Annotated in this window: 13 protein-coding genes; 2 read left to right on the forward strand and 11 right to left on the reverse strand. The window is 62.4% G+C overall.

What is annotated here, in order from left to right:
- Positions 1 to 43 precede the first annotated feature (43 nt).
- Complete coding sequence (locus tag FNZ07_RS22185) at positions 44 to 598, reverse strand: group III truncated hemoglobin (protein WP_091016417.1); 555 nt, start codon at positions 596 to 598, stop codon at positions 44 to 46.
- 266 nt (positions 599 to 864) lie between these two features.
- On the opposite strand from FNZ07_RS22185, the gene FNZ07_RS22190 reads away from it, so the two are divergent.
- A complete protein-coding gene (locus tag FNZ07_RS22190) occupies positions 865 to 1344 on the forward strand; it encodes an Rrf2 family transcriptional regulator (protein WP_091016420.1) in 480 nt (159 codons plus the stop codon).
- 121 nt (positions 1345 to 1465) lie between these two features.
- Positions 1466 to 4063: an ATP-dependent chaperone ClpB gene (clpB, locus tag FNZ07_RS22195; RefSeq protein WP_091016422.1), complete on the forward strand. Its 2598-nt coding sequence runs from the start codon at positions 1466 to 1468 to the stop codon at positions 4061 to 4063.
- A 125-nt stretch (positions 4064 to 4188) separates the two neighbouring features.
- Here clpB and FNZ07_RS22200 read toward each other — a convergent pair whose 3' ends face one another.
- The 10 genes from FNZ07_RS22200 to trxA all read right to left on the reverse strand — a co-directional run bounded on the left by FNZ07_RS22200 (position 4189) and on the right by trxA (position 14430).
- On the reverse strand, positions 4189 to 4635 hold the full coding sequence (locus FNZ07_RS22200; RefSeq protein WP_091016424.1) for a YidB family protein: 447 nt from the start codon (positions 4633 to 4635) through the stop codon (positions 4189 to 4191).
- A 166-nt stretch (positions 4636 to 4801) separates the two neighbouring features.
- Positions 4802 to 5374, reverse strand: a complete 573-nt coding sequence (locus FNZ07_RS22205) for a ComEA family DNA-binding protein (RefSeq protein WP_091016426.1) — start codon at positions 5372 to 5374, stop codon at positions 4802 to 4804.
- A gap of 303 nt (positions 5375 to 5677) precedes the next feature.
- Positions 5678 to 7057, reverse strand: coding sequence for an MATE family efflux transporter (locus tag FNZ07_RS22210; RefSeq protein WP_091016430.1), 1380 nt, complete (start codon positions 7055 to 7057; stop codon positions 5678 to 5680).
- A 2-nt stretch (positions 7058 to 7059) separates the two neighbouring features.
- On the reverse strand, positions 7060 to 8814 hold the full coding sequence (locus tag FNZ07_RS22215; RefSeq protein ID WP_091016432.1) for an ArnT family glycosyltransferase: 1755 nt from the start codon (positions 8812 to 8814) through the stop codon (positions 7060 to 7062).
- 246 nt (positions 8815 to 9060) lie between these two features.
- Positions 9061 to 9327 (reverse strand): type B 50S ribosomal protein L31, encoded by a 267-nt coding sequence (locus FNZ07_RS22220; protein WP_091016435.1) that lies wholly within the window; start codon positions 9325 to 9327, stop codon positions 9061 to 9063.
- Positions 9328 to 9441: 114 nt separating this feature from the next.
- The gene (locus FNZ07_RS22225; RefSeq protein ID WP_091016437.1) at positions 9442 to 10305 is read right to left on the reverse strand and encodes a M90 family metallopeptidase; all 864 of its coding nucleotides are present in this window, start codon (positions 10303 to 10305) and stop codon (positions 9442 to 9444) included.
- Positions 10306 to 10308: 3 nt separating this feature from the next.
- Positions 10309 to 11865 carry an MFS transporter gene (locus tag FNZ07_RS22230; RefSeq protein WP_091016439.1) on the reverse strand — a complete coding sequence of 519 codons (1557 nt, stop codon included), beginning with the start codon at positions 11863 to 11865 and terminating at the stop codon, positions 10309 to 10311.
- A complete protein-coding gene (locus tag FNZ07_RS22235; protein ID WP_091016441.1) occupies positions 11862 to 12422 on the reverse strand; it encodes a MerR family transcriptional regulator in 561 nt (186 codons plus the stop codon). The genes FNZ07_RS22230 and FNZ07_RS22235 overlap by 4 nt, the downstream gene beginning before the upstream one ends.
- A gap of 191 nt (positions 12423 to 12613) precedes the next feature.
- The gene (gene rho, locus FNZ07_RS22240) at positions 12614 to 13876 is read right to left on the reverse strand and encodes a transcription termination factor Rho (protein ID WP_091016443.1); all 1263 of its coding nucleotides are present in this window, start codon (positions 13874 to 13876) and stop codon (positions 12614 to 12616) included.
- 227 nt (positions 13877 to 14103) lie between these two features.
- Positions 14104 to 14430 (reverse strand): thioredoxin TrxA, encoded by a 327-nt coding sequence (gene trxA, locus FNZ07_RS22245; protein ID WP_091016446.1) that lies wholly within the window; start codon positions 14428 to 14430, stop codon positions 14104 to 14106.
- Positions 14431 to 14555: the final 125 nt, after the last annotated feature.

The following is a 14555-nucleotide window of genomic DNA, read 5'->3' on the forward strand; positions in this document are numbered from 1 at the left end:
CGATCTGGCGCAACACTGCTTACGGGCTGCGACCACCGGTCGATCATTCGTCGGTCGAGCGACCGATGATCCGGGTCGGGAAAGGTTCGCCGCGGGTCTTCGCCGGCACGTGCCGGTCGACATCCGCATCCTCGCCCGTGCGCGGGCGCCTTGGCGCGACACGCTCCAGCAGGGCCTGTTGCTCGGGCGGAATCGGATAGTCCCAACCAAATCGGCTTAACTGCAAACTCTGCGCGATGCGTAACGCGGGTTCCATGAAACGAACCGCGGCGGCGGGTTCATAGCGCGACTCGACGGTATCGAGGAACAGGTACAGCCAGTGGCTGAAATGCTTCGGCTCGATGCCCGGCAGCGGTTGATGAGCCTGCTGCACATTGCCGCGATATTGCTTCGCGCCGAGCACGAGGCCGGCCCAGAACGCACACATCTTCGGCAGATGTTCGTCCCAGCGTCCAGCGAGCTTTTGCTCGAAAACCGGGCCGAGCAATGCATCTGCCCGGATCCGGTCGTAGAACGCGTAAACGAGCGCACGAATGTTCGCTTCGGTCGGTTCGGCGTCGCGTGGGGCGGTGGTGGGGGTGGGGGTGACTGAGGTCATTGCCTGTTACACAGAGAGAGCGGATCGGGACGGGCAGTCGCGGGTATCGGGGCACCCCGGGGACGCCCGAGGGACGCCCCAGAGACGCCCCCGAAGCAACCCGGACGGGCTGCATCAAAGTACGACACAATAAGCGGCAGCCGGGCGACTAACATGCGCGAATTCTGCATGTTATGAGCAAGTCCCGCGACCGGCAACCCTTGCAGCGGTGCGGTCATGCGATGGCCCGTACTGCCGCTCTCCGTTTTTCGCGAGCCACAGCGCCTATGAGACTGACCGACTATACCGACTACTCGCTGCGCGTCATGCTGTATCTCGCGGTCCGTCGTGAAGGGCTTTCGACGATCCAGGACATCTCCGACGCGTACGGCATTTCGAAGAATCATCTGATGAAGATCGTGCAGCGACTCGGCGACCTCGGCTGGGTCGAGACGGTCCGCGGGCGCAACGGTGGCCTGCGGCTCGGGGAGCACTCGGGCGCGCTGACAGTCGGCGAGGTGGTGCGCGCGATGGAAGGCGATTTCGCGCTCGTCGGCTGTTTCCCGGACGAAACCGGTCTGCATCGCCCATGCGCGATCCAGACCGAATGCCGGTTGCAAGTAGCGCTTGCCGCAGCCCGCGATGCGTTTTTCGCCGAACTGGACCGCCATACGATCGACGATGTCGCGCAACCCGCTGCGCCGCTCGCGGCGTTGCTGGGCCTTGCTTCGATCATTTCGATTGCGCCCGTGGCAGCCGACGGCTGAGGGTCGAGCCGCTACGCTGGTTGCAGGGCTGATTGGCAGAATTTCATTAGAAACGCAAAAAAGCGCTTGAAACCGGCATAAAACGCCTCATTTTGGTGATATTCGAAATTGGAGTCTCTTGATGAGAATCGACAAACTCACCACCAAATTCCAGGAAGCGCTCGCGGATGCGCAAAGTCTGGCAGTCGGTCACGACAATCAATACATCGAACCCGTTCACCTGTTCGCGGCGCTGGTCGCCCAGCAGGACGGTTCGGCTCGCTCGCTGCTGTCGCGCGCGGGTGTGCATGTGCAGGCGTTGCAAACCGCGCTCAACGACGCGATCACGCGTTTGCCGCAGGTGCAGGGCACCGACGGCAACGTGCAGATCGGGCGCGATCTGACGGGCCTGCTGAACCAGGCCGACAAGGAAGCACAGAAGCTCAACGACAGCTACATCGCCAGCGAAATGTTCCTGCTCGCCATCGCCGACGACAAGGGCGAAGCGGGCCGCATCGCGCGTCAGCACGGTCTGACGCGCAAGTCGCTCGAAGCGGCGATCGTTGCGGTGCGCGGCGGCTCGCAGGTGCACAGCCAGGACGCGGAAAGCCAGCGCGAAGCGCTGAAGAAATACACCGTCGACCTGACTGAGCGCGCACGCGCCGGCAAGCTCGACCCGGTGATCGGTCGAGACGACGAAATTCGCCGCTCGATCCAGATTCTGCAACGCCGGACCAAGAACAACCCGGTGCTGATCGGCGAACCGGGCGTTGGCAAGACGGCGATCGTCGAAGGGCTCGCGCAGCGCATCGTCAACGGCGAAGTGCCGGAGTCGCTCAAGGGCAAGCGCGTGCTGTCGCTCGACATGGCGGCGTTGCTGGCCGGTGCGAAGTATCGCGGCGAGTTCGAGGAACGCCTGAAAGCCGTGCTCAGCGATATTGCGAAGGACGAAGGTCAGACCATCGTCTTCATCGACGAAATCCACACGATGGTCGGCGCCGGCAAGGCCGAAGGCGCGATGGATGCAGGCAACATGCTGAAGCCGGCGCTCTCGCGCGGCGAACTGCATTGCGTCGGCGCAACCACGCTCGACGAATACCGCAAGTACATCGAAAAGGACGCGGCGCTCGAGCGCCGGTTCCAGAAGGTGCTGGTCGACGAGCCGTCGGTTGAAGCGACGATCGCGATCCTGCGTGGCTTGCAGGAGAAATACGAACTGCATCACGGCGTCGACATTACTGATCCGGCAATCGTCGCGGCCGCCGAGCTGTCGCATCGCTATATCACCGACCGTTTCCTGCCGGACAAGGCGATCGACCTGATCGACGAAGCGGCCTCGAAGATCAAGATGGAGATCGACTCGAAGCCCGAGGAGATGGACCGGCTCGATCGTCGGCGCATTCAGTTGAAGATCGAACGCGAAGCCGTGAAGAAAGAAAAGGACGAAGCGTCGCAGAAGCGGCTGCAGCTGATCGAGGAAGAAATCGACCGGCTCGATCGCGAGTACGCCGACCTCGAAGAAATCTGGACCGCGGAAAAAGCCACGGTGCAGGGCAGTGCGCAGTTGAAGGAAGAGATCGACCGTGCGCGCGCCGAGATCGTCCGGCTGCAGCGCGAAGGCAAGCTCGAGAAAGTCGCCGAGTTGCAGTACGGCAAGCTGCCGCAACTCGAAGCGCAACTGAAGCAGGTCACGCAGGCCGAAGCGCAGGAACAGAGCAATCCGACGCGCAGACGTCTGCTGCGCACGCAGGTCGGTGCGGAGGAAATCGCGGATGTCGTCTCGCGCGCAACCGGTATTCCGGTCTCGCGGATGATGCAGGGCGAGCGCGAAAAGCTGCTGCAGATCGAAGAGAAACTGCATGCGCGCGTGGTGGGTCAGGACGAAGCGATCAGTGCGGTCGCCGATGCGATTCGCCGTTCGCGCGCAGGCCTGTCGGACCCGAACCGGCCGTATGGCTCGTTCCTGTTCCTTGGCCCGACCGGTGTCGGCAAGACGGAGCTGTGCAAGGCGCTCGCAGCGTTCCTGTTCGATTCGGAAGATCACCTGATCCGTATCGACATGAGCGAGTTCATGGAGAAGCACAGCGTCGCGCGGCTGATCGGCGCGCCGCCGGGTTATGTCGGCTACGAGGAAGGCGGCTATCTGACCGAAGCGGTACGTCGCAAGCCGTATAGCGTGATTCTGCTCGACGAGGTCGAGAAGGCGCATCCAGACGTGTTCAACGTGCTGCTGCAGGTGCTCGACGATGGCCGCATGACGGACGGGCAAGGACGCACGGTGGATTTCAAGAACACGGTGATCGTGATGACGTCGAACCTCGGGTCGCAGGTGATCCAGTCGATGGTCGGCGAACCGCAGGAAGCGGTGAAGGACGCGGTGTGGGAGGAAGTCAAGCTGCACTTCCGCCCCGAGTTCCTGAACCGGATCGACGACGTCGTCGTGTTCCATGCGCTCGATCGGTCGAACATCCAGTCGATCGCGAAGATCCAGCTGCAGCGGCTGCACGAACGGCTGGCCAAGCTCGACATGCAACTGGTCGTGTCGGATGCGGCGCTCGAGCAGATCGGCAAGGTCGGCTACGATCCGCTGTTCGGTGCGCGGCCGTTAAAGCGTGCGATCCAGCAGGAAATCGAGAACCCGGTCGCCAAGCTGATTCTGGCCGGCAAGTTCGGTCCGAAGGATGTGATTCCGGTTGAACTGAAGGACGGGAAGCTGGTGTTCGATCGGGTCGTGCACTAGGTAGGCGCGGGCGGTCTTTAGCCAGCCTCTTCGAAGGCGCGGTGAAGCGGGCAACGAAGCGATTCGTTGCCCGCTTTTTTATGTCCTGCATGGAAGGCGCATGTGCTGCGCCTTCCGTCGCACAGCTACGACGTCTTGCCGGCGTCGCCGCTTTTGCCGAACAGCGACGTGAGGCCGCCCAGCGCGCCAAGCACCGTTTCAGTGTTCAGTTGTCCACCGGCGGGCACTTCGCCCTGCGGCGTAGCGGTATTGACGATGTGCGGCAACACCTGCGACAGCAGACCGGCCGCCTGCTCGGGTTGCACGCCCACTTTCGCGGCAAGCCCGCTGACCAGATCCGAACCGAGCACGCTGTGCAGTGTGTCGGGCGAGATCGCCTGATTTTCGCCGTTGCCGACCCAGGACTTGATGATGTCGCCTGCGCCGTTTGCCTGGAACTGCTGGATCAGGCCGTTCAGACCGCCCGGCTGTTTGTTGACGAGCTCGAGGGCTGCGGAGATCAGGGCTTGCTGGCCGCCGCCGCCATCGGGCGACTTGCCAAGCAGGGAACCGAGTGTGTCGAGTAGGCTCATGGCGATCTCACTGGATGTCCGGCTTGCATGGTTCGCTCTGCGAAGCGCGAGCCGGAGGGGGAAAACACCGCGCGGATGCGCGGCACGGATGATTCGCGAGGCTCACCGGATGGACCGCAACGCGCCGCCGGTTCGCCTCCTTGATGCAGTTTGCAACTGCTATGTGTCAGGTGCCTGAAGCGGCTGCCGCCGATGCAGCTTTGCTCTTTTTCGATTTCTTCGTCTTTGCGGGCTTGCTGTCCGAGGCGGCTGCGGCTGTGGCCGGTGCCGCAGCGGAAGCTGCGGCGGCGTCGGAAGCCGCAGCCTTGCTCTTCTTGGAACGCTTCGTCTTGGTGGCCTTGCCGTCCGAGGCCGCTGCGGTGGTTGCTGCCGGCGGAGCCGCTGGTGTGTTGGCTGCCGGCGCTGCCGGGGTCGTTGCAGCCGGTGTCGTGGACTTCGTCGCTGCGGCTTTGGAGCCGGTCGGTGCGCTCGACGAGCCGTTGATCGTCAGACCCGCCGCTTCGAGATTCACCACCGACTTCGTGCCGATTCCCTTAACGCGGGTCGCGAGGTCGTCCGCGTCCTTGAATGGACCGTTTTTCGCGCGCTCGTCGAGGATCGCTTTTGCATGAACGGGGCCGATACCTTTTACCGATTCGAGTGCGGCTTGATCGGCGGTATTGACTTCGACGGCAGCCGCAAAACCCGCCGATATCGACAGGATCAGGGCAACACACAGCATCAACAGCTTTTTCAGCATGGCAGGCACTCCATTGAGGGCAAAAAAGTTAGCCGGGAACGGATCGCGCATCCAGTCAGCAAGCGCTGCGCTTAAGCATAGGACAAATTGCGCGCCCTTTTTATGAAAAGGCCGTCGATTTATACCGATCGATTAATCCTAAGTAAATCACTTCACGCGATATTTAACATTCGTTGAATCTTGGGGTTTATGTTTTTCAGAGGTTTCCCGCGATTCCGCATACGCACTTTTTCTTTTTAATCTGCGCGGTGCGAGCCCGGCCGGGCGGGTGTTTCGACGCGGTGCGGGCGCACCGCGCGCGTATCAAACGACTGTATCGGTGCGTGCGATCGCGGCTTCGCGAACCGAGCGCGCGCTGACGCTGCGCCAGTACAGCAGCAGCCCGCTGCCGGCGATCGCGAGGCTCGCCGCGTTGGCGGCCCAGAAACCGCGCGCGCCGGTCAGCCACTCGGGTATCGCACCGCCGACGTCGAAGCCAAGCAGATATCCGCCGCCGAGACCGACGCCCCACAGCGCGACTGCATAGATCACGGTCGGTACCACCACGACCTTGTAGGCGCGCAGCACGAATGCCGTCGTGACCTGCAATGCATCGAACAGGTGGTAGCACACGACAATCAGCACCAGCTGCATCGCCGTTGCCGTCACCTGTGGATTGGGCGTGTAGCCCGCGATGATCAACGGTCGCAGCGCGAGCACGATGATGCCGTAGCCACAGGCGATCGTGCAGGCCATCGCGATGCCGTGCCGCGACAGCGTGCGGGCGGCCTCGTAGCGCCGCGCGCCGAGTGCCTGGGCGGCGAGGGTCGACGCAGCGATACCGATCGACAGCGGCGTCATGTACAGCACTGCGCCGATGTTGCCTGCGATCTGGTGGCCCGCGAGCGTGGTCGTACCAAAGCGCGCGATGAAGAGCGCCATGAACGTGTACGACGTGACCTCGATCAGATACGACAGTCCCATCGGAATACCGAGCTTCAATAGTTCGATCTGCCGCTGCCATACCGGCCAGCAGAAGCGCGTGAAGATCGCGAAGGGCCGGAAAATATCGAGCTTGGTGAGCAGCCTCATGCCGACTATGGCGAGCGTCCAGTTGATCGCGGTGCTGGCGAACGCGCAGCCCGGGCCGCCGAGTGCCGGTATGCCGAGGCCGCCGAAGATCAGCCAGGTGTTGAGCGGAATCTTGAGCAGCAGCGCGCCGATCTGCAGGATCATCACGAGCCGTGGTTGGCCCACGGCATTGGTGAGCGAGCTGTAGACACGAAACGCAAGACTCGCCGGGAGTCCGAACGACAGGATGCGCAGATAGGCCACGGTGCGGTCGCTCAACGCCTCGGGCGCGCGTGCGATACGCAACAACGGGCCGGGAAAATAGAGGATCGCGAAACCGAGCACGGCCAGTGCAAGCGCGAGCCACAGTGCTTGCCGGACTTCCTCGCCGATCTCGCCGTAGCGCCGCGCACCATAGAGCTGCGCGACGATCGGTTGCAGTGCGGTAAGAATGCCGGTGAGGCCGATGAAGACCGATATGTAGATCGACGCACCGAGGCCGAGAGCCGCAAGATCGAGCGCGGAGTAGCGGCCGACCATCGCCGTATCAATCACGCCGAAGGCGACGATCGCAAGCTGACCGATCAGCACGGGCCATGCAAGCCCGGCGATTTTCCGCACGTCAGCTAGCATGGTCAGTCCGGCTGGCGACGGATCGTGCGGCGCTTGACCGGCGGCTTCGGCCGGTCGATCCGAACGTACAGGCGGAAGCGCTCGTCACGGTCGGCGACGCGCCGGCCTTCCCACACGAGCTTCCAGATGTAGGTGGGCATCGAGCTCGGTTCGCCGAAGTCCTGGCGGTCCTGACGCAGGATCACGTCGCAGTCTTCGTTGAACGAGAAGTGCATGTCGCCGAAGTACGCGAAGGTCGCGATCTGCGCATCGCCGAGCCGCACCGGCGAGATGCAGCTGTAGTCCTCGGGCAGATGACTCGAGATCTGTTCGGCAACGTCCTTGTAGGTCCGGCTGTAGTTGATGAGCGGCAGCCACAGCGTCATGAGCAGCACCCACATCAGCGTGGTGCCGGCGCTCGATAGCACGACGCTGCGCCATAGCACCTTCGGATGCCGCGACATCCGCCAGCGCGCGAGTGCGAACCAGCAGACAGTGACCGCCACCGCGCAGACAAATGACAGGATCTTGAACTGCGGTGTGAAGCCCGGCGCATAGCGTGCGAGATTGCGCGCGAGCGGCTGCGGGAACCCGGTCAGGCCCGCGAGCCAGAAAAGCCACACCGCGGAACCGATGATCGTGAAGCTCAGCATCGCGAACCAGTCGATCGCATTGATCGCACCGCGCTTGAGCGTGGGCAGTGCGAACGTGGCGAGCACTGCAAGAGCGGGCAGCAGCAGCATGTAAAGCCGGTTCGACTCATGGCTTTGCAGCACCACGAGGATCAGCAGTGGCGTAATCACCGACAGCGGAATCGCGACGTGCGGCGCGCGACGCAACCCGGCCCAACTGAAGAACGCCCACAGCGCGAGTGGCCACGCGGGCCAGGTGAAGAGCGGCAGGTTCTTCAGCGCGTAACGCAGCACGGGGTCGGGCGAGCCACCGAACGCGTTGATGCTGCCACGCATCCACTGGTTCAGGAACCACACGGCGTCGTCGGGGAAGATCGACAGCACGGCAAGCGGCCACGAGACCGATACGACGAGCGCAACCGGCAAGCCGGCGAGCAGTAGCCAGCGCGAGCGCGTTTCGCGGACCGTCAGTGTCATCGCGAGCGTGCCGATGAGCAGGGCGCCGACCAGCACCGGCGAGCTCGACAGGGCGACGAGGCCGATCGCGAGTCCCCAGACCAGCGCACCTTGCAGCGGCTTGTCGATCATCCGCACGAGGCCATAGACGAGCATCGCGACGCAGACGAACTGCATGATCTGCGGCGTGGTTTCGTGGCCGCGCTCGGCGAGACCGAAGCAGGCGAGAAGAATGAGCAGGGCGCCGTCGGCCAGCGTGCGGCCGAAGTCGCGTGGCTCCGGCTCGCCGCCGAACGCATATTTGAACGGCTGCACTTCGGGGCGGCGGCCGAGCAGGTAAGCGGCGTACCAGACGAACGCGCAGGCGACGCAAAACAGCAACCCGGTGAAGACGCGCGACGCGTTGCTCGCGTCGACCCACGGTGCCAGCATGCGGATCGCACTGGCGCCGAGCCAGTAGCCGAGCGGTCCTTCCGCGGTGATGTACTTGCCGACCAGATTCGGCAGCAGCCAGTCGTGCAAATGGCCCGTCGCCATCGTCCACATGACGCCGAAGCCCGCTGCATCCTCGTTCTTCCACGGATCGCGGCCGAACAGGCCGAACGAAGCGTAGATGATGCAGATGGCGAGCAGCAGCCAGCGAGGTAATGCACTGGTCGCGGAGGCGGTGAGGCGAACGGCAGGTCTCATGCAGGTGTCTGGGTATCGGAAAGGCAGTGCGGCGGACAGCGTGAACCGTGGCCCGGGACGACGACCGGTCTGGAGCATCCGGCATTGTAGACGTGCCGCGCGTTGGCCGTCACGGCTGGCTGTCTTGCCGGCGCTTACGTGGGGCTGTCCGGCTGCGGGGATAGGCGATAAAAAAGGGCAGCTTACGCTGCCCCTTGGTGCCTTGCTTCGGCCACGAGATCAATCGAGGCCCGCAATGCCGCCCGCTTACTTCGCGGCGACCTTGCCGATGGCGCGTGCGCCGAACTTCTTGTTGAACTTCTCGACACGGCCGGCCGTGTCCATGATCTTTTGTTGACCCGTGTAGAACGGATGCGATTCCGACGACACTTCGATCTTCGCGAGCGGGTAGGTCTTGCCGTTGAATTCGCCGGTTTCGCGAGTCTGGATGGTCGAGCGCGTCACAAACTTGAAGTCGATCGACATATCGACGAACAGAACTTCGCGGTAATTCGGGTGAATGCCTTCTTTCATGGTCGTTCCTTTAATCTGGCGGTAGCCAACCCGCGTGCCGCCGCGTCAGGCGCGAACGGCATTTTGGCGCGAGCCACTTGCCTACGGTCGAAAAACGGCGATTATGCCAGAAAATCAGTCGGTTGACGACTTTTTAGGTGCCTGCGCCTCAAGTCCCTCAAGCGCCCCGGTGCGCGCCGGATCCTGCCGGTAATAGCGCGCGAGCAGCCGGTACAGCTCGGGGTACTCGGCCTCGAACGCGTGCGGCTGGACGAACAGCGCTTCGCTGCAAACGGCAAAAAATTCCGATGGGTGGTCCGCTGCGTAGGGATCGATCAGCGATTCCCGCTCGAAGCGCGACCAGCGGCGCTGCGGCACCGCGTCGATTTTCGCGCAGAACTGGTCGTAGGCATGGTCGAACACACCGGCCCAGGCCGCCGCGTCGAGCGGCGCGTGCCAGCGGCGAAAGAGCGGCGGGTGGCCGTCGGCTTCGCCGCTCAGCATATCGATCTTGTGCGCGAATTCGTGGATCACGACGTTGTACGCGTCCTGGCCGTCGGTCATCTGCGCGTCTTCCCACGACAGAGCGACATGGGCGCCTTCCCATGCTTCTCCGCTGGCGTCGTGTTCGACTTCGTGGACGACGCCGTCTTCGTCCTCGACAGTCTGGCGGACGACGAAGTCACCCGGGTAGACGAGTATGCCGACCCAGCCCCGATACAGCTCGAGCCCGAGATTCAATATCGGCAGGCTCGCCTGCGCGGCGATCGCGACCGTGATCGCATCGGTCAGTTCGAGGTCGTGTGCGGTCGAGAATTGCTTCTGCGCGATGAACAGACTGGTCAGTTCGCGCAGACGGACGAGGTCGGCGGTGTCGAGGTGGGCGAGGAACGGCAGGCCATCGAGCGTCTGTTGCCAGAGTGCATCGGAGATCGCGTAGCGGCGCAGCGCGCGATCGCGGCGGCGGGAATCGAACCAGTGAGTGAGTTTCGCAAGCATCGGTCAGTCGATCTGTTTTTGCCACGCGGCGAAGATGCCGCCGCAGACGGCCACGCCGATCAGGAAGTAAAAGCCATCCAGCGAGGTCAGGAAGCTGGCCTGCCGCGCCACCATTCTGCTGACTTCGACGATAGCCAGCGCGTGCGCTTCGGCGAGCGAGCGTCCGGTCGAGACGAAGTCGTTCGTCAGTGCCGCGATCGTACTCTGGAATGCGGGATTGAACGGGTTCGCGTATTCGGCGAGGCGCGCCTGATGCAGCGCCTGACGATGCTGCTCGATGATAATGACCGATGCCGTCGCGAATGAAATGGTCAACTGTCGAACGATGTTTTTCAGGCGATAGCCGTGCGTGAATTCCTCGATCGCGAAGATCCTGAAGGTCAGGTTGGCGACCGGCAGCACGATGAACAGCAACAGCAGCCCGCGCAGCAACAACGGCACGATCAAGGCGGCTTCGCCGACGTCGGGCGACATCCGCGTCATCCACGTGGCGGCGAAAGCGGCGATCGCGAAACCTGACACGATGAGCCACTTCTTGCGCGGCAGCAGTTTTGCGTAGCGCAGATAGACGAAGAGTGCACTGGCGGAAATGAGCGACGTCACACCGACCAGTTGCCCCGTGTTTTCCACCGGATAGCCCAGCCCGCCTTCGAGAAACCGCGCGATCAGATAGCTGAACGCGGTCGACTCGTAGTAGTAGAACATGTAGAGAATCAGGCCCATCTGGAAGGTCTTTTCGCGTAACGCATGCAAGCGCACGAGCGGCGACGGATGATGCCATTGCTGCCAGGCGAACCAGGCAAGCGCGCCGATGCCAGAGACGGTCAGCACGACCAGTTCCGGCGACGCGCTAAAGAGCTTGAAGCGGACCTGCTGCATCACGATCTGAAGCGCGCCTTGTGCGAACGCGAAGATCAGGTAGGGCCAGAAATGTGTCGCGCCACGTTCTTCAGGCTGCACGTCACCGGAGTTGGGTAGCGCCAGCAACGCGAGGATCGCGAACAGCACACCGACCGGCGCCGTACAGGCAAACAGCGCGCGCCAGTCGAAATGCGCGACGAGCTGACCGCCCAGCAGCGGCGCCAGCGCGGTGCTCACGACGATCAGGATCAGGAAGGCGCGCGTGGCGGCGGGGCGTTGTTGGGGCGTGAAACTGAGCTGGATCAGGATGCGGCAGGTGCCCATCATCGGGCCGATGAAATAGCCCTGAAAGCCGCGGGCAAACGCGAGTTCGACGGAGCTTTCGCAGAGCGCCGCCGCGACTGCGCCAGCCGCATAGAGCAGCATGCAGCCCGCAACGTAGCGTCGATAACCGATCCGCTCGACCCACCATTGCTGTTGCAGGATGCCGAGCACCGCAGCGACGGCATAGGCGCTCGATGACCAGACGAGTTCGTCCGGCGACGCATTGACACCGCCCGCGATATAGCTCGTGAAGAACGAGAAGATGGCGTTGTCGAAGTAATCGAGGCCGGTGACGACCGCGAGTACCCATGGGAAAAAATCGCCGCGCAGCTTTTCGGCACTGAAAAGCGGGACACGTGATGGCGCAGCGTTCATGCAGAGCGGTTCCGCGCCGTGGTCTGCTTTGCGGCCTTTGCCGGTTGGGTCTGATCTGTTTGCTTTGCGGCCGTAGTCCGCTTTCTGGCAAGCGCATTGCGCCGCTGTTCGAGCAGCACGTCCACGCTTTCTCCCGCGACGCGCCGCTCCACGTATTCGAGGTCGCGACTCAATTCGGTTTTCAGCGCTTGCGCTTCCTTCAGTTCGCGCCGGACGGCGTCGATACGCGTATTGAGCGCATCGATCTGCTGTGTGAGTGCGTCGCGGACTTCCCGTAGCGACTCGTCCGATAGCCGCGAGCGCCCGTTCTCATGACGCTCGAACGGACGCTTCAGCATCTCGGTGATGCCTTGCAACGAAAAGCCCAGCGAACGCAGACGCAGGATTCGCGCGAAACGTTCGAGGTCGGCGTCGTCGTACAGACGGTAGCGGCCTTCGCTGCGCGTCGGCGTGACGAGACCGCGTTCCTCGTAGTACTTCAGCGTGCGCGGTGTGACCTGCAGTTGCTTCGCGGCGTCCTGTACGGTCAGCAGGGGAGAGGCGGGATCTGTCGGCATGGCGAATGGGGAGCCTGAATCGATAGGCCGGATTATAGTACAACGTGAACGTTCACGTACAGGTTGATGGCGAGTGAATGCGACAGGAGAACATCGCGCACGACGCGCGAAAAAAAACCGCCCGCGTGAGGCGGGCGGTTTTCTGTTGCGACGCAGGCTTTGCTGAGGCCGCCGCGCAGCGTTACGTTACGCTAGCTGCCGCGTCGCATCATGTCGAAGAACTCGGAGTTGTTCTTGGTCTGGCGAACCTTGTCGAGCAGGAATTCCATCGCTTCGACTTCGTCCATGTCGTGGATGAACTTGCGCAGGATCCAGATTTTTTGCAGGATTTCTGGCCTGATCAACAGTTCTTCGCGGCGCGTGCCGGACTTGTTTAGGTTGATCGACGGGTAGACGCGCTTTTCGGCAAGACGGCGCTCGAGGTGCACTTCCATGTTGCCGGTGCCCTTGAACTCTTCGTAGATCACGTCGTCCATGCGGCTGCCGGTTTCGATCAGCGCGGTGCCGATGATGGTCAGCGAACCGCCTTCCTCGATATTGCGAGCGGCGCCGAAGAAGCGCTTCGGGCGCTGCAGTGCGTTGGCATCGACACCACCCGTCAGTACCTTGCCTGACGCCGGCACAACCGTGTTGTACGCCCGCGCGAGACGCGTGATCGAATCGAGCAGGATCACGACGTCGTTCTTCATTTCGACGAGGCGCTTCGCTTTCTCGATCACCATTTCGGCGACCTGCACGTGACGTGCGGCGGGTTCATCGAACGTGGACGCGATGACTTCGCCGGCCACCGAACGCTGCATTTCCGTCACTTCTTCCGGGCGTTCGTCGATCAGTAGCACGAACAGGATGACATCGGGATGGTTCTGCTTGATCGCGTGTGCGATGTGCTGAAGCATCACGGTCTTGCCGGACTTGGGCGAAGCGACCAGCAGGCCGCGCTGGCCCTTGCCGATCGGCGCGATCATATCGATGACGCGGCCCGTCACGTTCTCCTCACCGCGCATTTCGCGCTCGAGCAGCAGCACCTTGTTCGGGTGCAGCGGCGTGAGGTTTTCGAACATGATCTTGTGCTTCGAGGCCTCGGGCGCCTGCCCGTTGACCTTGTCGACCTTGACCAGTGCGAAGTAGCGCTCGCCGTCCTTCGGCGTGCGGACTTCACCTTCGATCGTGTCGCCGGTATGCAGATTGAAGCGGCGGATCTGCGACGGGCTGATGTAGATGTCGTCCGTGCTCGCGAGATACGAGGTTTCCGGCGAACGCAGGAAGCCGAAGCCGTCCGGAAGCACTTCGAGCGTGCCGTCACCGAAAATTGTTTCGCCCGTCTTGGCGCGCTTTTTAAGAATAGCGAACATCAGTTCCTGCTTGCGCAGGCGGTTCGCACTTTCGATCTCGAGGCCATTGGCCATCTCGATCAGTTCGGACACGTGCTGTGTCTTGAGCTCGGATAAATGCATACGGAGAACCCGCAGGAGAAGGTGCGACGAAATGAAATCTGGGAGGAGAGTTGAGCGGAACCGCTCAAGGACTTACGCGTTACACGTCTTTTCGACGTTTTCTAGATTCTAGCATAGCACACGCCGGCATCCGCCAACCTGGCCGAGCGGCATCTAACGATCGGGCGTGTTGTCGGTCGACAACACGCCCGATTCAGGGCGCAGCCTGCGCGCCGTGCAAAAACAGGTTACAGGTTGCCGTCGAGGAACGCGGTGAGTTGCGATTTCGACAGGGCGCCCACTTTCTGTGCAGCGACCGCGCCGTTCTTGAACAGGATCAGCGTGGGGATGCCGCGCACGCCGAATTTCACCGGCGTCGATTGATGTTCGTCGACATTGATCTTGGCGATCTGCACGCGACCGTCGTATTCCTTCGCGACTTCGTCGAGGATCGGCGCAATCATCTTGCACGGACCGCACCATTCGGCCCAGAAGTCGAGTAGCACGGGTTTATCGGATTTGACGACGTCCGCTTCAAATGATGCGTCGCTAATATGCTTGATTTGTTCGCTCATTGTATGAATACCTCTTTCGGATCGAGGCCGGCCTGAATTGCTCGCCACGATACACCAAAACCGGAAAAACTTCTGTTCGTGTTGCCGCGAGCCGGACCCCGTCGAACCCGTTCGATAATCCGCGT

This window comes from Paraburkholderia megapolitana (assembly GCF_007556815.1).
GTDB lineage: Bacteria > Pseudomonadota > Gammaproteobacteria > Burkholderiales > Burkholderiaceae > Paraburkholderia > Paraburkholderia megapolitana.